The sequence below is a fragment of the Klenkia sp. PcliD-1-E genome (assembly GCF_024124375.1).
Lineage (GTDB): Bacteria > Actinomycetota > Actinomycetes > Mycobacteriales > Geodermatophilaceae > Klenkia.
Window position 1 is genome coordinate 19,308 of record NZ_JAMXRZ010000013.1, and the last position, 21,883, is coordinate 41,190.

A 21,883-nucleotide genomic window follows, 5' to 3' on the forward strand; every position below is an offset into this window, starting at 1 on the left:
AGTGCGTGTGCGGGCTCACGTCCGCACCCTGAACCCACTCGCGGAGGTGCGATGAACATCGTCGTCCTGGTCAAGCAGGTGCCCGACTCGGGTACCGAGCGCCAGCTGGACAGCTCGGACAACACCGTCGCGCGCGCCAGTGCCGACAACGTCATCAACGAGATGGACGAGTACGCCATCGAGGAGGCGTTGACGGTCAAGGAGGCCCAGGGCGGTGAGGTCACGGTGCTGACCGTCGGCCCCGACGGCGCCACCGACGCCATCCGCAAGGCCCTGTCGATGGGCGCGGACAAGGCCGTGCACGTCAGCGACCCGGCCATCCACGGTTCGTGCGCGGTGCAGACCTCGGCGGTCATCGCCGCGGCGCTGTCGCAGCTGGAGTACGACCTGGTGATCTGCGGTGCGGAGTCCACCGACGGTCGGGTGTCGGTGATGCCGGCGCTGCTGTCCGAGCGGCTGGGCGTCCCGCACCTGTCCGGTGCCCGCAAGCTCACCGTCGACGGCTCGACCTTGAAGGTGGAGCGGCAGACCGATGGCGGCTTCTGGGCCCTGGAGGCGCAGACCCCGGCGATCGTGAGCACCTGGGACACCATCAACGAGCCGCGCTACCCCTCCTTCAAGGGGATCATGGCCGCCAAGAAGAAGCCGGTGGAGACCAAGTCGCTGGCCGACCTCGGCGTCGACGCCTCGCAGGTGGGCCTGGCCACGGCGACCAGCCAGGTGCTGGACTTCGCCGGCCGCCCGCCCAAGGGCGAGGGCGTGAAGGTGACCGACGAGGGCGACGGCGCCGAGAAGCTCGTGGGCTACCTGGCCGAGCAGAAGCTCGTCTGAGCACCGGAACCTGAGGAGATCGCAGTCATGGCTGAAGTACTGGTCCTCGTCGAGACCGCCCCCGACGGCTCCGGCGTCCGCAAGACCACCCTCGAGGCGCTGACCGCCGCCCGCGCGCTGGGCGAGCCCTCGGCCGTCGTCCTCGGTGCCCCCGGCACCGCGGCGCCGGTCAAGGACGCCCTCGCCGAGTACGGCGCCGCCAAGGTGCTGGTCGGTGAGTCCGAGGACATCGACGGCTACCTGGTGGCCCCCAAGGCCGAGGTGCTGGCCCAGCTGGTGGCCGACCGGTCGCCGGCCGCGGTGGTCATCCCCTCCACCCCGGAGGGCAAGGAGATCGCCGGTCGCCTGGCGATCAAGACCGGCTCGGGCTTCCTGACCGACGTCACCGAGATCGCCGCCGACGGCACCGCCACCCAGGTGGCCTTCGCCGGGGCGACCATCGTGCACTCGAAGGTCACCACCGGGACCCCGATCTACACCCTGCGCGGCAACTCCGTCGCCCCCGAGGCCGCCCCGGCCGCGGGGGAGGAGGAGACCATCACCGTCTCCCTCTCCGACGCCGCCAAGCAGACCCGCGTGGTCGACCGGGTGATCGAGCAGAAGTCCGACCGGCCCGAGCTCACCGAGGCCGCGATCGTGGTCTCCGGTGGCCGCGGGGTCGCCTCGGCCGAGAACTTCTCGATCATCGAAGGCCTGGCCGACTCCTTGGGCGCGGCCGTGGGTGCCTCCCGCGCGGCGGTCGACTCCGGCTTCTACCCGCACTCCTTCCAGGTCGGGCAGACCGGCAAGACCGTCTCGCCGCAGCTCTACATCGCCGTCGGCATCTCCGGGGCCATCCAGCACCGGGCCGGCATGCAGACCTCCAAGAGCATCGTCGCGGTCAACAAGGACCCCGAGGCGCCGATCTTCGAGCTCGCCGACTTCGGCGTCGTGGGCGACCTCAACACCGTCGTACCGGCCGCGACGGAGCAGATCACCGCCCGCAAGTAGCCGCGCTCCCGGCCCCGCGATGATCAGGGGCCCTGATCGAAGTCCGTCCTCCCTCACGAACGCTGGTGAGGGAGGGCGGACTTTCGCGTGGGAGGACGCGGCGGGTGACGATGGGGCGGTGCTGCTCGCCGACGTCGTGACCACCTCCGCCGCGGTCGGCGCGACCCGGGCCCGGACGGCGAAGCGCGACGCCGTCGCCGACCTCCTGCGGTCCGCGGCCCCCGACGAGGTCGGGCCGGTCACCGCGTGGCTGTCCGGCGCCCCACGGCAGGGCAAGCTCGGCGCCGGCTGGCGCACCCTCTCCGGCGTCGACGCGCCACCCGCGGCGGAGCCCACGCTCACGGTCGGCGCCGTCGAGGCCGCGCTCGACGAGCTCGCCGCGGTCACGGGCGCCGGCTCCACCGCCCGCCGCGCCCAGCTGCTGGGTGAGCTGTTCGGTGCCGCGACCGCCGAGGAGCAGTCCTTCCTGCTGCGGCTGCTCGGCGGGGAACTGCGGCACGGCGCCCTGGAGGGCGTGGTGCTCGACGCCGTCGCCGCGGCGGCCGACGCGCCCGCCGCCGTCGTCCGCCGGGCCTTCTTCCTGTCCGGGGAGCTGCCGGCGGTGGCCGAGCTCGCGCTGGCCGGGGGAGTGCCGGCGCTGGAGGCGGTGCGGCTGCAGGTGGGCCGGCCGCTGCGGCCGATGCTGGCCTCGCCCGCCGACGACCTGGCGGACGCCCTCGCCGACGGTGACGTCGTGGTCGAGCAGAAGATGGACGGCGCCCGCATCCAGGTGCACAAGGACGGCGACGACGTCCGCATCTGGACCCGCACCCTCAAGGAGGTCACCGCCCGGGTGCCCGAGCTGGTCGACGTCGTCCGCGGGCTGCCCGCGCAGCGGCTGGTGCTCGACGGCGAGACGCTGGCCCTCACCGACGACGGCCGGCCCCGCCCCTTCCAGGAGACCGCGGCCCGGTTCGGCGCCGACACCGGCGAGCTGCTGCTGCGGCCGTTCTTCTTCGACTGCCTGCACGTCGACGGCACCGACCTGGTCGACGAGCCGCTGGCGGTGCGCCGCGGGGCGCTCGAACGGGTCGCGGGGGAGCACCGCATGCCCGGGGTGCAGCAGCCCACCCCCGAGCAGGCCGCGGCCTTCCGGGACGAGGCGCTGGCCGCCGGTCACGAGGGCGTCGTCGTCAAGGTGCTCGCCAGCCCGTACGCCGCCGGACGGCGGGGCAGCGCCTGGCGCAAGGTCAAGCCGGTGCACACCCTGGACCTGGTCGTCATCGGCGCCGAGTGGGGCTACGGCCGGCGGACCGGGTCGTTGTCCAACATCCACCTCGGCGCCCGCGACCCCGACGGCGGTGAGCCGGTCATGGTCGGCAAGACCTTCAAGGGCATGACCGACGAGCTGCTCGCCTGGCAGACGCGGACCTTCCCCGACCTGGTCACCGCCACCGAGCGCGGCGCGGTGACGATGCGCCCCGAGCTGGTGGTGGAGATCGAGCTCGACGGCGTGCAGCGCAGCCCCCGCTACCCCGGCGGCGTCGCGCTGCGGTTCGCCCGGGTGCTGCGCTACCGCCCGGACAAGGGCCCCGCCGAGGCCGACACGGTCGACGCCGTCCGCGCTCTGCTGCCGGGAAGAGGTGCGGCCGCCGGCGGGTTGGCCCACGGGTGAGCGGCATCCTCGACCGCCGGCACCGGCTGACGACCGCCGGGCTGGTCACCCTGGTCACGTTCGTCGCCTTCGAGGCCATGGCGGTGGCCACCGTGCTGCCGACCGCCGTCGCCGAGCTCGACGGCCTGGCCTGGTACGGGTGGCCGTTCACCGCCTTCCTGGTCGCCCAGGTCGTGGGCATGGTGCTGGGCGGTGACCTCGGCGACCGGCGTGGTCCGCGCGTCGCCCTGCTGTGGGGCGTCGGTGTCTTCGCCGCCGGCCTGCTCGCCTCGGGTCTGGCGGTGGACATGCCGCTGTTCGTCCTGGGCCGGGCCGTGCAGGGCCTGGGCGGCGGCTTCATCTCGGTGTCGATCTACGTGGTCGCCGGGGCGGCCTTCGACCCCCGGTTGCGCCCGGCGCTGTTCGGTGCGCTGTCGGCGGCGTGGGTCGTGCCCGCGCTGGTCGGCCCGCTGCTGGCCGGCGTGCTGACCTCGGTCGCCACCTGGCGGCTGGTCTTCCTCGGCATCCTGCCGCTGGTCGCCGCCGGCCTCGCGCTGGTGCTCCCGGCGCTGCGCCGGCTGGCCGTCCCCCCGCCCGGCGCGCGTCCCGACCCGTACCGGCGCTGGTGGGCGCTGCTGTCCGGGGTGGGCGTCGCCGCGCTGCAGTACGCGGGGCAGCGGCTGGACGTCGCCGCCGTCCCGATCGCCCTCGTGGGGCTGGTCGCCCTGGTGCTCGGGCTGGGTCACCTGCTGCCCCGCGGCACCGCACGCGCCGCCCGCGGCCTGCCGACGGTGGTCGCCTCGCGCGGACTGCTGGCCGGTGCGTTCTTCGGCGTGGAGTCCCTCATCCCGCTCTCGCTGTCGCAGCTGCACGGGTTCACCCCCACCGCGGCCGGCGTCCCGCTCACCGCGGGTGCGCTGGGCTGGTCGGTCGCGAGCGCGCTGCAGGGCCGTCGTCCCGACCTGTCCCGGGTCCGACTGCTGCAGGCCGGCTTCGGGTTCGTCCTGGTCGGGGTGGGCGGGACCGCACTGGTCGCGGTCGGCGCGCTGCACGGCTGGCCGGTCTACGCCAGCTGGGCGGTCGCCGGCCTCGGCATGGGGTTGGGCATGTCCAGCGTCGGGGTGCTGCTGCTCGAGCAGTCCCCGGAGCACCGCCGCGGCGCCGACTCCGCCTCCCTGCAGATCGCCGACGTCACCGCAGCCGCGCTGTGCATCGGCGCCGTCGGGGTGCTGCTGGGCGCGGCCACCGCGGGCCTGCTGCCGTTCCCGGCCGCCGTCCTCACCGGGGTGGCCGGGTGCACCGCCGTGGCCGCCCTGGGCGGCGCGGTCGCCGGTCGCGCGCAGGTCCCGGCGACCTCGTCGGTCCCGGACGCGCCTACGCTGGCTCAGTCATGACGTACCTCGACCACGCGGCGACGACGCCGATGCTCCCCGAGGCCGTCGCGGCGATGACCGAGCAGCTGGCCCGGGTCGGCAACGCCTCCTCGCTGCACGCCAGCGGCCGCGAGGCCCGGCGCGTCGCCGAGCAGTCCCGCGAGCAGCTGGCCGCCGCGCTCGGCGCCCGGCCGTCGGAGGTGCTGTTCACCGGCGGCGGCACCGAGAGCGACAACCTCGCCGTCAAGGGCATGTTCTGGGCCCGCCGCGCCGCCGACCCGCGCCGCACCCGCGTCGTGGTCAGCCCGGCCGAGCACCACGCCGTCCTGGACAGCGTCGAGTGGCTGGTCGAGCACGACGGCGCCCAGGTCACCTGGGTCGACGTGGACCCCACCGGGGCGGTCACCTCCGACGCGCTCGCGCAGGCGCTCGGGGACGGCACCGACGTCGCGGTCGCCAGCGTCATGTGGGCCAACAACGAGATCGGGGCGGTCAGCGACCTCACCGCCCTGGCCGCGGTCGCCCACGCGGTCGGCGTGCCGTTGCACACCGACGCCGTGCAGGCCGTCGGCCAGGTCCCGGTGGACGTCGCCGCCAGCGGGGTCGACGCGCTGACCATGACCGGGCACAAGCTGGGCGGGCCGATGGGCGCCGGGGTGCTGGTGCTGCGCCGGGACGCCGAGTGCACCCCGCTGCTGCACGGCGGCGGCCAGGAGCGCGACGTCCGTTCCGGGACCCTCGACGTCGCCGCCATCGTCGGCCTCGCGGTCGCGACCACCGCCAGCACGGGGTCCCGGGTCGAGCGCGCCGCCCGGGTCGCGGCGCTGCGCGACCGGCTGGTCGCCGGCGTGGTCGAGCGCGTGCCCGACGTGCAGCTCAACGGGCCGCCGCTGGACGCCGTCGTGGGCGGGGGTCCGGGCCGGCTGCCCGGGAACGCCCACCTGTCCTTCCCCGGCGCGGAGGGCGACGCGTTGCTCATGCTGCTGGACGCCAACGGCATCGAGTGCTCGACCGGGTCGGCGTGCAGCGCCGGTGTCGCCCGGCCCAGCCACGTGCTGCTGGCTGCCGGTGCCGACCCCGACCGGGCGCGCAGCTCGCTGCGGTTCAGCCTGGGCCACACCTCCACCGCCGCCGACGTGGACGCCGTCCTGGACGTCATCGGGCCGGTCGTCGAGCGGGCACGCCGGGCGGGGCTGGGCCGGCGGTCGGCATGAGGGTGATCGCGGCCATGAGCGGCGGGGTGGACTCCGCCGTCGCCGCTGCGCTCGCCGTCGACGCCGGTCACGACGTCACGGGGGTGCACCTGGCGCTCTCGCAGCACCGGCAGCAGCTGCGCAGCGGGTCCCGGGGGTGCTGCAGCGTCGAGGACGCCGACGACGCCCGCCGGGTCGCCGCCGAGCTCGGCATCCCGTTCTACGTGTGGGACATGGCCGACCGGTTCGCCTCCGGCGTCGTCGACGACTTCGTCGCCGAGTACGCCGCCGGCCGGACGCCGAACCCCTGCCTGCGCTGCAACGAGAAGATCAAGTTCGCCGCCGTCCTGGACCGGGCGCAGGCACTGGGCTTCGACGCGGTCGTCACCGGCCACCACGCCCGGCTGGCCCACGGCGAGCTGCGCCGCTCGGTCGACGCCGCCAAGGACCAGAGCTACGTCCTCGGTGTGCTCACCGCCGGGCAGCTGGCGGGGGCGGTCTTCCCGCTGGGCTCGATGACGAAGGAGCGCGTGCGGGCGATCGCCGCCGAGCGCGGATACGCGGTGGCCACCAAGCCCGACAGCCACGACATCTGCTTCATCCCCGACGGCGACACCCGCGGCTTCCTCGACCACCGGCTGGGCACCGCGCCGGGCCCGGTGGTGGACGCCGGGAGCGGTGCGGTGGTGGGGGAGCACGCCGGCACCCACGGCTTCACGATCGGCCAGCGCAAGGGGCTGGGCGTCGTGGTGGGCGACCAGCGGCCCCGGTACGTGCTGGGGATCGAGCCGGTCAGCCGCACCGTCACCGTCGGGACGGCAGACCTGGCCGGGGTCGACGAGGTCCGCACCGGGGAGCCCACCTGGACCGGGGCGGCGCCGTCCCTGCCGCTGGACGCGGTGGTGCAGCTGCGCGCGCACGGTGCGGCCGTGCCCTGCACGGTCACTGCGCACGACGACGGCGGGCTGCTGCTGGCACTGCACGAGGTGCAGCGCGGGGTGGCGCCGGGTCAGTCGGCGGTGCTGTACGAGCCGGACGCCGAGCGCGGGGACAGGGTGCTGGGCCAGGCCGCGGTCGCCCGCGCCGCCCGTCGTCCACCCGTCTGACCCCGGCGCACTCCCCGCACGGCTGCCCCGCGCCCTCGGACGGGGTTGCGGTCCGGGACGGGCCGCCCTGGCGCGCACCTACCGGGGCCCTGCGCCGCGGCGCCGGTCACGGTGCCGAACAGGCCGCAGGGGAGCGCGGCCAGCGTGGTGGTGCGCCTGCACACCTGCTCCCGGCGGTGCGTTTCCGGCCGGTGAACGATCGGCGTCGGTTCTCAGCGGACCCTTGGTTTCGTCACGGGCCCGGGCTAGGTTCGCCGGGGCGAGAAGGTTCGCCACGCTACTTAGTCATGCTCTGTGACCGTTCCGTCACGCACGGTTCGGCCGGAGCTCATCCATGGAGGACCCTTGCGCCGAACGCGCCTCACCCTTGCCGCTGCCCTGGTGGCCTCGGCTGCCCTCGTCGGGCTCCCGACCATGGCCTCGGCGGCTCCTGCGACACCCCCGCCGGACATCCCGGTCCAGCTGCTGGGCATGAACGACTTCCACGGCCGGATCTCCGACACGACCGGGTCGGACAGCCAGCTGCTCACCGACCCTGGTCCGGACGGCGCCTACGGCACGGCCGACGACGTCACCACCACGGTCGGCGGCTCCGCCAGCGTCGCCACCACCGTGCAGTCGGCCCGAGCCGCGTTCCTCGCGCAGGGCGGTACGCAGGAGGCGTCGCTGTTCGTCGGCGCCGGTGACCTGATCAGCGCGTCCCCCTTCGACTCGAGCGTCTTCCGCGACGAACCCACCATCGAGGTCCTCAACGCGATGGGCCTGGACGTCTCCTCCGTCGGCAACCACGAGTTCGACCGTGGCACCGAGGAACTGCGCCGCATCTCGGCGGCCACCGACGACCAGTACTCCGACGACGTCGAGGCGTGCCCGGCCACCCTGGGCGGTGAACCCTTCCAGGCCGGCGTCGACGGCTGCTTCCCCGACAGCACGGGTGCGGACTTCCACGGCACGGACTACCCGTACCTGGCGGCCAACGTCATCGACACCGCCTCCGGCCAGCCGATGCTCCCGCCCTACGAGGTCTTCGACGTCGGCGGCGGCAAGAAGATGGCTCTCATCGGGGTGGTCACGAAGACCACCCCGACCATCGTCTCGCCGGCGGGCATCACCGACGTCGAGTTCATCGACGAGGCCGAGGCCGTCAACCGGTGGGTGCCGGTGCTGCAGGCCCAGGGCATCGAGGCCATCGGCGTGCTGATCCACGAAGGCGGCGAGAACGAGGGCGGCGACTCGCTCGACGTCAACGGGTGCGACCAGCTCACGGGTCCCATCGTCGACATCAACGCCGACGTCAGCCCCGCCGTCGACCTGATCATCAGCGGCCACAGCCACCAGGCCTACAACTGCATGGTCGCAGACCCGGACGGCAACCCGCGGCTGCTGACCCAGGCCGGCTTCTACGGCCGGCTGATCTCCGACATCCGCCTGGTCGTCGACGGCACCACCGGTGACGTCGACCGGCTCTGCGGCATCTACCAGGCCACCAACGTCCCGGTCACCCGCAACGCGCCCGACCCGGACATCGCGGCCATCGTCGGCTACTGGCAGGAGGCATCGGCCGACGCGGGCGACGTCGTCGAAGGCACCGCCACGGCCGACATCCGCCGCGCCCAGGGCACCGACGCCAACGGCAACCCGGTCGCCGTCCGCGACGGGGAGTCCAGCCTCGGCAACCTCGTGGCGCAAGCCCAGCTGGAGGCCCTGCAGAGCCCGACCTACGGCGACCCGGTCATCGCCTTCATGAACCCGGGTGGACTGCGGACCGACATCGCGGCCGGCGACGTGACCTACGCCGACCTCTTCGCCGTGCAGCCGTTCGGCAACACGGTCAACGCGATCACCCTGACCGGTGCCGACATCCGCGGGATCCTGGAGCAGCAGTTCCAGAACCCCGGTGGGCCGAGGGCCAGCAACCTGCGACTGGGCACGTCGGAGGGCTTCGCCTACTCCTTCGACGTCGCCCAGCCCTACGGCCAGCGGGTCGACCCGACCACCATCACGCTGAACGGCACGGTCATCGACCCCACCGCCACCTACCGGGTCGTCGCCAACTCGTTCCTGATCGCCGGCGGTGACAGCTTCACCGCCTTCACCAACGGCACCGACCCGACGACGGGCCCGGTCGACGTGGACACCGCGGTGGCCTACTTCGAGGACAACTCGCCGGTGGCCCCGCCGGCGGCTGACCACGGCACCCCGGACACCTTCGCGACGGCGCCCGCGCCCGCGCAGGGCCTGGGAGGCAGCACCACCGAGCCCGAGCCCGTGGGCACCGTCGACGCCACCAGCGGCGCCCTCGGCGTCGCCGGGGCCGGGTTCACCTGCCCGGCCGAGCCGGGCGACGGCGGCGGGAACGGCACGCCCGGCACGCCCGGCACGCCTGGCACCCAGCCGGTCGCCAACCCCGGCAACGGGATCGGCACCGGTCAGCTGGCCAACACGGGCGCGGCCACCGGGCAGCTGACCGCGCTCGGCGTCGGCCTGCTGCTGGCCGGCGGGGTCGCCACCGTGGCGGGCTACCGTCGCGGGCGTGGCGTCACCCAGCGGTAGCAGCACCCAGCACGACAGCACCACCAGCACCGACGACCCGAGGCCGGTCCCCGCATGGGGGCCGGCCTCGGGCGTCGGGTCGCTGCCCGGCACGGACCCCGCCGAGGCCGTCCGCCTCGTGGTGGGGGAGCTGCCCGGGTTCGCGCACCTGCCCGAGCTGCCCGCCCGCGGTGCCGGTGCCGACATCACCGGCCGCACCGCCGCCCTCCTCGTCGACCTCGCGGTCGACCTGACGCCCGCCGGCTGGCGGCTCGTGCCGCGCCCGGGCAGGGACCTGCAGCGGGCGCAGGAGTTCCTCGCCCGCGACCTCGACGCCCTGCACGACGTCGCCGGCGACTGGACCGGGCCGTTCAAGGTGCAGGCCGCCGGGCCCTGGACGCTGGCCGCCATGCTGGAGCGCACCCGGGGGGACCGCGCCGTCGTCGACCCCGGCGCCCGCCGCGACCTCGCGCAGTCCCTGGCCGAGGGGCTGCGCGCGCACGTCGCGGAGGTGTCGGCGCGGCTCCCCGGCGCCGCCGTCGTGGTCCAGGTCGACGAGCCGTCCTTGCCGGCCGTGCTGCAGGGCGCCCTCCCCACCGCCAGCGGGTTCGGCAAGCTGCCGGCCGTCGAGGAACCCGTCGCCACCGAGGAGCTCACCCGTTTCCTCGACGTCCTCGACCACCCCGTCGTGGTGCACTGCTGCGCCCGGCAGGTGCCGCTGGCCCTGCTGCGCTCCGCCGGTGCCGACGCCGTCGGGTTCGACCTCGGCCTGGTCACCGACCTCGACGCGGTGGGCTCCGCGGTCGACGAGGGCACGCACCTGTTCCTGGGCGTCGTCCCCGGCACCGACGCCGTCCTCCCCGCGCCGAAGGTGACCGCGACCCGGCTGCAGCAGTGGTGGGGACGGCTCGGGTTCCCCGCCGAGCAGCTGCACGCCGCGGTCACCCTGACCCCGACGTGCGGGCTGGCCGGCGCGAGCCCCGCCCACGCGCGGGCGGCGATGGCGCACGTCCGCGAGGCGGCGAAGTACCTGCTGCCGGACTGACGTTTCCTGTCGTACCCCGCGGCTACCGTGCACCCCGTGATCACGGACGACGCAGCACCCCAGGTCGAGGCCGAGCAGGAGCGGGCCGACGTCACCGAGGTGCCCGACGCCGCCCGCGACCGGCACCGCGAGCTGTCCGAGGAGCTCGACCGGCTGGCCTTCGCCTACTACGTCAAGGACGCCCCGCTGGTCAGCGACGGCCAGTACGACGAACGCCTGGGCGAGCTCAAGGCGCTCGAGGCCGAGCACCCGGCGCTGGTGACCCCCGAGTCACCCAGCCAGAAGGTCAACGGCGGCTTCGGCGCCACCTTCTCCCCGGTCACCCACCTCGAGCGCATGCAGAGCCTGGACAACGCGTTCAGCTCCGACGAGCTGTCGGCCTGGGCCGCCCGCGCGGACCGCGACGGCGCGGCGGGGGCCGGCTACCTCTGCGAGCTGAAGATCGACGGGCTGGCCATCGACCTGGTCTACGAACGCGGCCGGCTGGTCCGGGCGGCCACCCGCGGCGACGGCACGACCGGTGAGGACGTGACGGCCAACGTCGCCACCATGGCCGACGTCCCCCAGCAGCTGACCGGCGACGACGTCCCCGAGCTGGTCGAGGTCCGCGGCGAGGTCTACTTCCCGGTCGCCGCCTTCGCCGAGGTCAACGCCGCCCAGGTCGAGGCGGGCAAGGCCCCGTTCGCCAACCCGCGCAACGCAGCCGCCGGGTCGCTGCGGCAGAAGGACCCGAAGGTCACCGCCGGCCGCCCGCTGCGCCTGCTGGTGCACGGCGTCGGTGCCCGTGAGGGCTTCGAGGTCGACCGGCAGTCGCAGGCCTACGAGAAGCTGAAGGCCCTGGGCCTGCCGACCAGCGAGCGGTACGAGGTGGTGCCCGACCTGGAGGCCGTCTGGGCCTACGTCGAGCGCTACCGGGAGCAGCGGCACTCCGTCGAGCACGAGATCGACGGCGTCGTGGTGAAGATCGACCAGGTCGCCCTGCAGCGCCGGCTCGGCTCCACCAGCCGGGCCCCCCGGTGGGCGATCGCGTTCAAGTACCCGCCCGAGGAGGCGACCACCAAGCTGCTGGACATCCGGGTCAACGTCGGCCGCACCGGCCGGGTCACGCCGTTCGGCTACATGGAGCCGGTCAAGGTGGCCGGGTCCACCGTGCAGCTGGCCACCCTGCACAACGCCGGCGAGGTGGTCCGCAAGGGCGTGCTGATCGGCGACACCGTGGTCATCCGCAAGGCCGGCGACGTCATCCCGGAGATCCTCGGCCCGGTCGTCGACGTGCGCACCGGTGACGAGGTCGAGTTCGTCATGCCCACGCACTGCCCCGAGTGCGGTACGGAGCTGCGGCACGAGAAGGAGGGCGACGCCGACATCCGCTGCCCCAACGCCCGGTCCTGCCCGGCGCAGCTGCGGGAGCGGGTGTTCCACGTCGCCGGCCGCGGCGCCTTCGACATCGAGGTGCTGGGCTACGAGGCCGCCACCTCGCTGCTGGCCAGTGGTCTGCTCAGCGACGAGGGTGACGTGTTCTCCCTGACCGCCGAGCAGCTGGCCACCGCCGACTTCTTCACCAAGAAGGACGGCATGCTGTCGGCCAACGGCCAGCGGCTGCTCACCAACCTGCAGACCCGCAAGGACGTCCCGCTGTGGCGGGTGCTCGTCGCCCTGTCGATCCGGCACGTCGGGCCCACCGCGGCGCAGGCGCTGGCCCGCGAGTTCCGGTCGATGGACCGGCTGATGGCCGCCAGCGAGGAGGAGCTCGCCGCCGCCGACGGCGTCGGCCCGACCATCGCCGCGGCCGTCCGCGACTGGTTCTCCGTCGACTGGCACCTCGGCGTCGTCGAGAAGTGGCGGCGGGACGGCGTCCGGATGGAGGACGAGGCGTCCGACGCCGGCCCCGGCCCGCTCACCGGCGTCACCGTCGTCGTCACCGGCTCGCTGCGCGACCACAGCCGCGACCAGGCCATCGCCGCCATCCAGGAGCGCGGTGGCAAGGTCACCGGCTCTGTGTCGAAGAAGACCGGCTTCGTGGTGGTCGGCGCCGACCCCGGCAGCAAGTACGACAAGGCCGTCCAGGTCAAGGCGCCGATCCTCGACGACGACGGGTTCGCCGTGCTGCTCGAGCAGGGCCCCGACGCCGCCCGCGAGGTCGCCACGATCGGCGACGGCAGCGAGCCCGAGCCGACCCCCGCTGACGACGACGCCACACCTGCGCCGAAGAAGCGGGCCCCGCGCCGGACGAAGGCCGCCGCGGACGACGCCGCGCAGGACGACCCCGCGCAGGACGACCCCGCGCAGGACGACGCCGCGCAGGACGACGCGGGGGAGGAGGGCGGGGACTAGACCGGCGGCAGCGTCGCGACGGTGGCGGCGATCCCGGCCAGGTGGGTGAGCCGCAGCAGCTCCGAGCGGCGGAACGCCGGCCCGCCCGAGCGGCCCAGCAGCACGACCGCGGTGCCGTCGAACGGCGCGGCCATCATCTCCACGGCCATCCCCCGCCAGAGATCGGGCACCCAGTCGTCCTCGCTGGGCAGCAGCACCGGAGCGGTCAACGGCAGCCAGGGCAGCGGGAGCCCGCTGAGGTCCGGGGCGGCCTCGGAGGCGGCGTGCACCAAGACCCCATCCGGGGCCGCGGCCAGGACCACCGCCCACCCGGCGTGCAGCACCCGGGGCAGCTCCCCGGCCAGCAGCGCCGCCGTCCCGCTGCCGGCCCGGCCGAGGGACTCGACGAGCTGCAGCTCGCGGTGGGTGTCCAGCTGACCCGAGAAGGGTCGCAGCGATTCGACCTGCACGCCGGGCACCGTCATGACGGCGGTGATGAGGCCGTCGACGACCCGGTCCTCCGGCAGCTCCACCACGACGTCGTCGACCGCGATGCCGTCGCCGCGCTCCAGCACGTCCACCGAGACGATGTCGATGCCGGCCAGCCCCAGCGCCGTCGCGACGGCGCCGAGGATGCCGGGCCGGTCGGGCACGACCAGCCGGAGCAGGTAGGACACGGGCACCTCCGCAGGACCGCCGGGTGTCGATCTCCGTCGATCGTGGGCGCCGCCAGCCTGCCGCACGGACCCCCGTCGAGGCCAACCCGCCTCGCGGGCCGGGGCCGTGGTCCGCCCCACGTAGACTCCCAGGGTCGGGGGCCGCAGGCCCCCCGCCGTCCACCGAGCAACCAACAGTGGGGTCCCACCAGCGCATGAGCACGGACGCACACAGCCTGTCCCGAGACGACGTCGCGCACCTGGCGCGGCTGTCCCGGCTCGCCGTCACCGACGAGGAGCTCGACCGCTTCGCCGACCAGCTCGGCGTGGTGCTCGGCGCGGTCGCCCGCGTCCAGGACGCGCCGACCGACGACGTCACCCCGACCACGCACGCCGTCCCGCTGACCAACGTGCACCGCCCCGACGTCGTCACCCCCAGCCTGCCCCGCGAGCAGGTGCTCGCCGGCGCCCCCGCCGCCGAGGACGACCGCTTCCGCGTGCCGCGCATCCTGGGGGAGGAGGCGTGAGCACCGAGCTGACCCACCTCGACGTCACCGCGCTGCAGGCCGCCCTCGCCGCCGGCGAGACCAGCGCAGTCGAGGTCACCCGCGCCCACCTGGACGCCATCGAGTCGTACGACGGCGAGCTGAGCTCCTACCTGCACGTCGACGCGGAGACCGCGCTGGCCACCGCCACCGAGGTCGACCGCCGCCGGGCCGCCGGCGAGGAGCTCGGCCGGCTGGCCGGCGTCCCCGTCGCCCTCAAGGACGTCGTCGTCACCGACGGCGTGCCCACGACCAGCGGCTCCCGCATCCTCGAGGGCTGGTTGCCGCCCTACGACGCCACCGTCGCCGAGCGCCTCAAGGCCGCCGGCACCGTGCTGCTGGGCAAGACCAACATGGACGAGTTCGCGATGGGCTCCTCCACCGAGAACTCCGCCTACGGACCCACCCGCAACCCGTGGGACCACGACCGCATCCCCGGCGGGTCCTCGGGTGGCTCGTCGGCCGCGGTCGCCGGGTTCCTCGCTCCCTGGGCCATCGGCACCGACACCGGCGGCTCCATCCGCCAGCCCGCCGCCGTCACCGGCCTGGTCGGGCACAAGCCCACCTACGGCTCGGTGTCGCGCTACGGCCTCATCGCCTTCTCCTCCAGCCTCGACCAGGCCGGGCCGATGGCCCGCACCGTGGCCGACGCCGCCCTCATGCACGAGGTCATCGGCGGGCACGACCCGCGCGACTCGACCTCCATCGACGCACCGGCCGCGCCCTACGTCGCCGCGGCCCAGCAGGGTGCCCAGGGCGACCTGACCGGCACCGTCGTCGGCGTCGTCCGCGAGCTCGGCGGCGAGGGCCACACCGAGGGCTACGAGCCCGGTGTCCTCGAGGCGTTCCGCGCCGGTGTCGAGCAGCTGCGGGCCCTGGGCGCCGAGGTCCGCGAGGTGTCCTGCCCCAGCTTCGACCTGGCGTTGGCCGCCTACTACCTGATCGCGCCGAGCGAGGCGTCGTCCAACCTGTCCCGCTTCGACGGCGTCCGCTACGGCCTGCGGGTCGGCGACGACGGCAGCCGCGACCTCGACGAGGTCATGGCGCTCACCCGCGAGCAGGGCTTCGGGCCCGAGGTCAAGCGCCGCATCATCCTGGGCACCTACGCCCTGTCGGCCGGCTACTACGAGGCCTACTACGGCCAGGCGCAGAAGGTCCGCACGCTCATCGGTCGCGACTTCCTCACCGCCTTCGGCGACGGCGTCGACGTGCTGGTCAGCCCGACCTCGCCGAGCGTGGCCTTCCCGATCGGCCAGCGCGTCGACGACCCGCTGGCCATGTACGCCGCCGACCTGTGCACCCTGCCCGCCAGCCTCGCGGGGCTGCCGGCCATCTCGGTGCCGTGCGGGCTGTCCGAGGGCCTGCCGGTCGGGCTGCAGGTGATGGCCCCGGCCCTCGCCGACGACCGCTGCTACCGGGTGGGCGCGGCGCTGGAGGTCGCGCAGGACGCCGCCCGCGGCGGCACCTTCCTGGGTCAGCTGGCGGCGCGGGCATGAGCACCGCCCTGAAGGCCGCGTGGGGCCTGACCGCCTTCGTCGTCCTCGCCGGCGCCGTGCTGTGGGCGACCACCGGCCGCGCCGTGTTCGCCGTGTTCATCGTCCTCGGGGTCCTCACCGCCGTCGGTGCCGTGGTCACCGGCCGCGCCGAGGCCCGGGAAGCCAAGAAGGAGCAGAAGTGAGCACCGACCGTCTGCTCGAGTTCGACGACGTCGTCGCCCGGTACGAGCCGGTCTTCGGCCTGGAGACCCACGTCGAGCTGGGCACCGCCTCCAAGATGTTCTGCGGCTGCGCCACCACCTTCGGCGCCGAGCCCAACACCCAGACCTGCCCGGTCTGCCTGGCCCTGCCCGGTGCGCTGCCGGTGGCCAACGCCGCGGCCATCGAGGCCACCATCCGGATCGGTCTGGCCCTGGGCTGCCGGATCGCCACCTGGTGCCGGTTCGCGCGGAAGAACTACTTCTACCCCGACATCCCCAAGGGCTTCCAGACCTCGCAGTACGACGAGCCGCTGTGCACCGCGGGGCACCTGGACGTCGAGGTCGACGGCGAGACCTACCGGGTGGAGATCGAGCGGGTACACCTCGAGGAGGACACCGGCAAGAACCTGCACGTCGGCGGGGCCACCGGGCGCATCCACGGGGCCGACCACTCGCTGGTCGACTTCAACCGCGCCGGCATCCCGCTGGTGGAGATCGTCACCCGGCCGGTCCCCGGCGTCGGTGCCAAGGCCCCCGAGGTCGCCCGCGCCTACGTCGCCGAGCTGCGCGAGATCCTCCTGGCGCTGGGCGTGTCCGAGGTCCGCATGGAGCGGGGCAACCTGCGCTGCGACGTCAACACCTCCCTCGCGCCGGTCGGCTCCCTGGAGTGGGGCACCCGCACCGAGACCAAGAACGTCAACTCCCTGCGGTCGGTCGAGCGCTCGGTGCGCTACGAGATGCGCCGGCAGGCCGCGCTGCTCGACGACGGCGAGCGGATCCTGCAGGAGACGCGGCACTTCCACGAGGACACCGGCTCCACCTCGGCCGGGCGGAGCAAGGAGGAGGCCACCGACTACCGGTACTTCCCCGAGCCCGACCTGGTGCCCATGGCCCCCGACGCCGCGTGGGTCGAGCAGCTGCGCGCCGACCTGCCCGAGCTCCCCGCCGCCCGTCGGGCGCGGCTGCGGGAGGAGTGGGGTCTGTCCGACACCGAGATGGCCTGGCTGGTCAACGCCGGTGCGCTCGGCCTGGTCAGCGACACCGTCGCCGCCGGCGCCGACCCCGCCGACGCCCGGAAGTGGTGGCTGGGGGAGCTGTCCCGCCGGGCCAAGGACGCCGGTGTCGAGCTGACCGAGCTCGACGTCACCCCGGCCCAGGTCGCCGAGCTGACCCAGCTCGTCGCCGAGGGCACCGTCAACGACCAGCTGGCCCGCCAGGTGCTCGACGGCGTGCTGGCCGGCGAGGGCTCCCCGCGGCAGGTCGTCGATTCCCGCGGACTCGCGGTGATGGGTGACTCCGACGAGCTCGGCGCCGCCGTCGACGCCGCGATCGCCGGTGCGCCCGACGTGGTGGAGAAGGTCCGCGGCGGCAAGACCGCGGCCCTGGGCGCCCTGGTCGGTGCGGTCATGAAGGAGACCCGCGGCAAGGCCGATGCAGCCACCGTCCGCCGCATGCTCGAGGAGCGGGTGCTCGGCGGGTGATCCCGGTGCGGGCGGTGCCTGCAGCGGGCTGCCACCACGGTGATCAGGTGACCTGATCACCGTTCCGCCGACCACACGAACGTCGGTGCGGTTGGCCGGACAGTGACCAGGTGACCTGATCACTGTCCGGTGCGGGGGCGGGTGCCTACAGCGGGCTGGTGGCGTCCGAGGCGGGCGGCTGGATGCGCAGCACCTTGTCGTCGTCCTCGGCGGGGGAGCCGATCCCGTCGGTGTTGGACGTGGTGATCCACAGCGCGCCCTCGGGATCGACCACCACGGTGCGCAGCCGGCCGTACTCGTCGGCGAGGAACGGCTCGGGCTCCTCCACCGGCGCGCCGTCCGGGCCGAGGGTGGCGAGCACGACCTGCCGGCCCTCCAGCGCGCCGAGGAAGACGAAGCTGCCCGACACCGCACAGCCGGCCAGCCCACCGGTCCCGCCGGGCACGCTGAGCACCGGTGGGTTGCTGCCGGGCAGCGCCCGCGGCGCGCCGTAGTCGCCGCCGGGCACCAGCCGGTTGAACTCGTCGGGACCGGTGGCGGCGTCGTCGGTGGCGTAGACCGAGCCGTCGGGTCCCAGGCACAGCCCCTTCACGTCCGACAGGCCCGAGCTGTAGAGCGGGCCGTCGCCCACCGGCTGGCCGAAGACGTCGTAGGCCAGCACCTTGCCGGCCAGCGACGAGCGGTCCTGGGCGAGGTCGGCGTCGCCGGTGTCCCCGGTGCCCACGTACAGGGTGCCGTCGGGGCCGAAGACCAGCCCGCCGCCGTTGTGGGTCTCGCCGCGCGGGATGCCGGTCACCACCGGGTTGGGGGTGCCGCCGAGGGGGAAGCGGACCACCCGGTTGTCGGTGGCGGTGGACAGGTAGGCGTAGAACAGCCCGTCCTGGTCGTAGGTGGGCGACAACGCCAGCCCCAGCAGCCCGCCGTCCCCGGTGGTGTCCACGCCGGGCACGACCATCAGCTCGCGGGCGGGGGAGCGGTCGGGGAAGACCTGCAGCAACCGACCGGTCTCCCGCTCGCCGACCACCCCGGTGCCGTCGGGCAGCAGCACCAGCCCGGTGGGCACGGCCAGGTCGGTGGCCAGCACGTTCGGGTCGCCCTGCTCCTCCTGCCCGGTGCCCGGCGTCGGGCTGCCCGGGGCCGGCGAGGGCGCGCTGTCGGTCGGCGGGCCGACCTGGGGACCGGGGGCGTCCTGCACCGCGCGGAACGGGCCGGCCGGGGTGTACCCGCCGCCGCAGCCGGCCAGCAGTGCGCACGCGGCCGCGGCCACCAGCGCGCGGGCTCCCCGGGTCACCCCGCCCAGGGTACGCACCGGCGCCCTCCCGGATCGCCGTCGCGAGCCCGCGCGCCTAGCGTCGCGACCGTGCCCGACACCCCCGTGCTCGACCTGCCCGACGACGCCGAGCTGCACGTCCTGGTGCCCTCCCGCGCGCTCGGTGCGCACCTGGAGCAGCTGTCCCCCCGGGTGCGCGCGCACCGGGTCGACCCCGCCGACGGGCCGCCCACCGGGGACGCCGCCCGGGCCCAGGTGTGGGTCCCCGCCGGCGGTTCGGGCATCGCCGACGGCTTCCTCGACGGCCTGCCCGAGCTGCGGCTGGTGCAGTTGATGAGCGCCGGCGCGGAGAAGTTCGTCGGTCGGCTGCCCGAGGGCGTCGTGCTCTGCAACGCCCGCGGCGCGCACACCCCGGCCACGGCCGAGTGGGTGGTCGCCGCGACCCTGGCCGCCCAGCGCGGCCTGCCGCACTTCACCCGCGAGGCCGACGCCGGCCGCTGGTCGCCCCGCACCGACCGCTCGCTGGTCGGCGCGCGGGTGCTGGTCGTCGGCGCCGGCGACATCGGCCGCGCGGTCGGCGCGATGATGGCCGGCTTCGACGTCGAGCTGACCTACGTCGCGCGCACCGCCCGGGAGGGCGTCCGCGCCACGTCCGACCTGCCCGAGCTGCTGCCCCGGGCCGACGTCGTGGTGGTCATCGTCCCGGTCACCGACCAGACGGTGGGCATGGTCGACGCCGGCTTCCTGGCCGCGATGCCCGACGGCGCGCTGCTGGTCAACGCCGCCCGCGGCGTCGTCGTGGACACCGACGCCCTGCTGGCCGAGCTCACCGCCGGCCGGCTGCGGGCGGCGGTGGACGTCACCGAGCCCGAGCCGTTGCCGGCGGGCCACCCGTTGTGGTCGGCGCCGGGGCTGCTGCTCACCCCGCACGTGGCCGGGAACGTGCCCGACACCGGCCGGCGGGCGACCGAGGCCGTCTCCGCGCAGCTGCAGCGGGTGCTGGCGGGTCGGCCGCTGGTGGACGTCGTCGACGACTACTGAGCGGGGGGTGCGGCCTCGGGGTCGGGGATCCGGCCGCCGGAGACCGACGCCAGGCGCGGCAGGTCGCGGGCACGGACCACGGGCAGCCGGACCTCGGTGCCGGTGGTGCGCACCAGCCACAGCGACCGGTCGTCGTCGACCCGGATCCCGGCGACCTCCGACCACGGCACGGTCCGGCCGGCCAGCAGGCTGCGCGGGGTGATGCCGTCGGGGCCGATGTCCAGGCCCACCCGCAGCACCCAGGCCGTGACGAGCGCGGGGACCAGCAGCACCGGGACACCCCACCACGCCGCGGTCGCCACCGGCAGCGTGCAGATCAGCAGCACCACCACGGGCACCAGAGCCACGCGGCTCATCCTCATCCGTGCCGTCGTCGGTACCTGGCCCACGCAGCCGATCGTCCCAGAACGCCCCGGGCTTACCATCCCGGGCGTGACGACCGTGGACGAGAACCGCACCTCCACCATGAAGCCCCGGTCCTTCGAGGTGACCGACGGCATCACCCGCGCCCCGGCCCGCGCCATGCTGCGAGCGGTGGGCATGGGCGACGACGACTGGGACAAGCCCCAGATCGGCGTGGCCTCGTCCTGGAACGAGATCACCCCCTGCAACCTCTCCCTCGACCGGCTGGCCAAGGCCGTGAAGACCGGGGTGCACGAGGGCGGGGGTTTCCCGCTGGAGTTCGGCACCATCTCCGTCTCCGACGGCATCTCCATGGGCCACGAGGGGATGCGGGCGTCGCTGGTCTCCCGCGAGGTCATCGCCGACTCCGTCGAGACCGTGGTGTTCGCCGAGCGGCTGGACGGCTCGGTGCTGCTGGCCGGCTGCGACAAGTCGCTGCCGGGCATGCTCATGGCCGCCGCCCGCCTCGACCTCGCCGCGGTGTTCCTCTACGCCGGGGCCACCATGCCGGGCAAGCTCGGCGACAAGGACCTGACGATCATCGACGTCTTCGAGGGCGTCGGCGCGTGCGCGGCCGGCAGGATCACCCAGGACGAGCTGACGGCCATCGAGAAGGCCACCTGCCCCGGCGAGGGCGCCTGCGGCGGGATGTACACCGCCAACACGATGGCCAGCGTCGCCGAGGCCCTCGGCATGAGCCTCCCCGGCAGCGCCGCCCCGCCCGCCCCCGACCGCCGCCGCGACGGCTACGCCGTGGAGTCCGGCAAGGCCGTCGTCGAGCTGCTGCGCCGCGGCATCACCGCACGCCAGATCATGACCAAGAAGGCCTTCGAGAACGCCATCACCGTGGTCATGGCCCTCGGCGGCTCGACCAACGCCGTGCTGCACCTCATGGCCATCGCGCACGAGGCCGACGTCGACCTCACCCTCGACGACTTCAACCGCATCGGCGACCGCACCCCGCACCTGGCCGACGTGAAGCCCTTCGGCCGGTTCGTGATGACCGACATCGACCGCATCGGCGGCATCCCGGTCGTGATGAAGGCGCTGCTGGACGCGGGGCTGCTGCACGGCGACTGCCTCACCGTCACCGGTCGCACGATGGCCGAGAACCTGGCCGACATCGGCCCCCAGGACCCCGACGGCGCGATCATCCGGGCGATGGACGACCCGATCCACCGCACCGGTGGCCTGACGATCCTGCGGGGGTCCCTCTCACCCGACGGCGCGGTGGTGAAGAGCGCCGGCTTCGACGCCGAGGTCTTCGACGGCACCGCCCGGGTCTTCGACGGCGAGGCCGGCGCGATGCAGGCGGTCACGGAGGGCACGCTCAAGCCCGGCGACGTCGTCGTCATCCGGTACGAGGGCCCGCGCGGCGGCCCGGGGATGCGCGAGATGCTCGCCGTCACCGGCGCCATCAAGGGCGCCGGACTGGGCAAGGACGTGCTCCTGCTCACCGACGGCCGGTTCTCCGGCGGGACGACGGGCCTGTGCGTGGGCCACGTCGCGCCCGAGGCCACCGACGGGGGTCCGATCGCGTTCGTCCGCGACGGCGACCGCATCGTGCTGGACCTCGCCGCCCGCACCCTGGACCTGCACGTCGACGAGGCCGAGCTGTCCCGCCGCCGGGAGGGCTGGGCGCCCCCCGCGCCCCGCTACACCCGCGGGGTGCTGGCCAAGTACGCCAAGCTGGTCGGCTCGTCGGCCGGGGGCGCCGTCTGCGGCTGAGCCGCCCGGGCCCCCCGTGCGGGTGAGCCCCGCCCCGGTCGGCTCGTG

Annotated in this window: 18 protein-coding genes; 15 read left to right on the top strand and 3 right to left on the bottom strand. The window is 74.6% G+C overall.

Features of this window, described 5'->3' with window-relative positions; translation table 11 throughout:
* Window positions 1–51: 51 nt before the first annotated feature.
* From NH342_RS04570 to ligA, 9 genes are all read left to right on the top strand, one after another.
* Window positions 52–831, top strand: coding sequence for an electron transfer flavoprotein subunit beta/FixA family protein (locus NH342_RS04570; RefSeq protein WP_253011845.1), 780 nt, complete (start codon window positions 52–54; stop codon window positions 829–831).
* A 27-nt stretch (window positions 832–858) separates the two neighbouring features.
* Window positions 859–1,821, top strand: a complete 963-nt coding sequence (locus NH342_RS04575; protein ID WP_253011847.1) for an electron transfer flavoprotein subunit alpha/FixB family protein — start codon at window positions 859–861, stop codon at window positions 1,819–1,821.
* A gap of 118 nt (window positions 1,822–1,939) precedes the next feature.
* On the top strand, window positions 1,940–3,475 hold the full coding sequence (locus NH342_RS04580; protein ID WP_253011851.1) for an ATP-dependent DNA ligase: 1,536 nt from the start codon (window positions 1,940–1,942) through the stop codon (window positions 3,473–3,475).
* Window positions 3,472–4,848, top strand: coding sequence for an MFS transporter (locus NH342_RS04585; RefSeq protein ID WP_253011854.1), 1,377 nt, complete (start codon window positions 3,472–3,474; stop codon window positions 4,846–4,848). The genes NH342_RS04580 and NH342_RS04585 overlap by 4 nt, the downstream gene beginning before the upstream one ends.
* Window positions 4,845–6,041 (top strand): cysteine desulfurase family protein, encoded by a 1,197-nt coding sequence (locus NH342_RS04590; protein ID WP_253011856.1) that lies wholly within the window; start codon window positions 4,845–4,847, stop codon window positions 6,039–6,041. The genes NH342_RS04585 and NH342_RS04590 overlap by 4 nt, the downstream gene beginning before the upstream one ends.
* The gene (mnmA, locus tag NH342_RS04595) at window positions 6,038–7,126 is read left to right on the top strand and encodes a tRNA 2-thiouridine(34) synthase MnmA (protein ID WP_253011859.1); all 1,089 of its coding nucleotides are present in this window, start codon (window positions 6,038–6,040) and stop codon (window positions 7,124–7,126) included. Before NH342_RS04590 ends, mnmA begins: the two co-directional genes overlap by 4 nt.
* Before the next feature lie 345 nt (window positions 7,127–7,471).
* Window positions 7,472–9,679 (top strand): bifunctional UDP-sugar hydrolase/5'-nucleotidase, encoded by a 2,208-nt coding sequence (locus NH342_RS04600; RefSeq protein ID WP_253011862.1) that lies wholly within the window; start codon window positions 7,472–7,474, stop codon window positions 9,677–9,679.
* A complete protein-coding gene (locus tag NH342_RS04605) occupies window positions 9,660–10,703 on the top strand; it encodes a methionine synthase (protein WP_253011865.1) in 1,044 nt (347 codons plus the stop codon). Before NH342_RS04600 ends, NH342_RS04605 begins: the two co-directional genes overlap by 20 nt.
* A gap of 36 nt (window positions 10,704–10,739) precedes the next feature.
* Entirely contained in the window at window positions 10,740–13,037 is a 2,298-nt protein-coding gene (ligA, locus tag NH342_RS04610; protein WP_253011868.1) for an NAD-dependent DNA ligase LigA, read from the top strand.
* On the opposite strand, the gene NH342_RS04615 is transcribed toward ligA, so the two are convergent.
* Window positions 13,034–13,693, bottom strand: a complete 660-nt coding sequence (locus NH342_RS04615) for an ACT domain-containing protein (RefSeq protein WP_253011871.1) — start codon at window positions 13,691–13,693, stop codon at window positions 13,034–13,036. The two genes, ligA and NH342_RS04615, sit on opposite strands and share 4 nt — an antisense overlap.
* Window positions 13,694–13,887: 194 nt before the next feature.
* On the opposite strand from NH342_RS04615, the gene gatC reads away from it, so the two are divergent.
* From gatC to gatB, 4 genes are read left to right on the top strand one after another with little or no spacing between them, the layout of a single operon-like run.
* Window positions 13,888–14,199, top strand: coding sequence for an Asp-tRNA(Asn)/Glu-tRNA(Gln) amidotransferase subunit GatC (gatC, locus tag NH342_RS04620; RefSeq protein WP_253011874.1), 312 nt, complete (start codon window positions 13,888–13,890; stop codon window positions 14,197–14,199).
* Window positions 14,196–15,713, top strand: a complete 1,518-nt coding sequence (gene gatA / locus NH342_RS04625) for an Asp-tRNA(Asn)/Glu-tRNA(Gln) amidotransferase subunit GatA (RefSeq protein WP_253011877.1) — start codon at window positions 14,196–14,198, stop codon at window positions 15,711–15,713. The genes gatC and gatA overlap by 4 nt, the downstream gene beginning before the upstream one ends.
* Window positions 15,710–15,895: a hypothetical protein gene (locus NH342_RS04630; RefSeq protein WP_091065842.1), complete on the top strand. Its 186-nt coding sequence runs from the start codon at window positions 15,710–15,712 to the stop codon at window positions 15,893–15,895. Before gatA ends, NH342_RS04630 begins: the two co-directional genes overlap by 4 nt.
* Window positions 15,892–17,394, top strand: coding sequence for an Asp-tRNA(Asn)/Glu-tRNA(Gln) amidotransferase subunit GatB (gene gatB, locus NH342_RS04635; protein ID WP_253011880.1), 1,503 nt, complete (start codon window positions 15,892–15,894; stop codon window positions 17,392–17,394). Before NH342_RS04630 ends, gatB begins: the two co-directional genes overlap by 4 nt.
* Window positions 17,395–17,539: 145 nt before the next feature.
* Here the strand turns inward: gatB and NH342_RS04640 are convergent, their stop codons facing one another.
* The gene (locus tag NH342_RS04640) at window positions 17,540–18,685 is read right to left on the bottom strand and encodes a sorbosone dehydrogenase family protein (protein WP_253011883.1); all 1,146 of its coding nucleotides are present in this window, start codon (window positions 18,683–18,685) and stop codon (window positions 17,540–17,542) included.
* 69 nt (window positions 18,686–18,754) lie between these two features.
* Here NH342_RS04640 and NH342_RS04645 point away from each other — a divergent pair, with 69 nt between their 5' ends.
* The gene (locus NH342_RS04645; RefSeq protein WP_253011886.1) at window positions 18,755–19,705 is read left to right on the top strand and encodes a 2-hydroxyacid dehydrogenase; all 951 of its coding nucleotides are present in this window, start codon (window positions 18,755–18,757) and stop codon (window positions 19,703–19,705) included.
* On the opposite strand, the gene NH342_RS04650 is transcribed toward NH342_RS04645, so the two are convergent.
* Entirely contained in the window at window positions 19,699–20,061 is a 363-nt protein-coding gene (locus NH342_RS04650; protein ID WP_253011889.1) for a PH domain-containing protein, read from the bottom strand. The two genes, NH342_RS04645 and NH342_RS04650, sit on opposite strands and share 7 nt — an antisense overlap.
* A 76-nt stretch (window positions 20,062–20,137) precedes the next feature.
* On the opposite strand from NH342_RS04650, the gene ilvD reads away from it, so the two are divergent.
* Window positions 20,138–21,835, top strand: coding sequence for a dihydroxy-acid dehydratase (gene ilvD / locus NH342_RS04655; RefSeq protein ID WP_253011892.1), 1,698 nt, complete (start codon window positions 20,138–20,140; stop codon window positions 21,833–21,835).
* The last annotated feature ends 48 nt before the right edge of the window (window positions 21,836–21,883 follow it).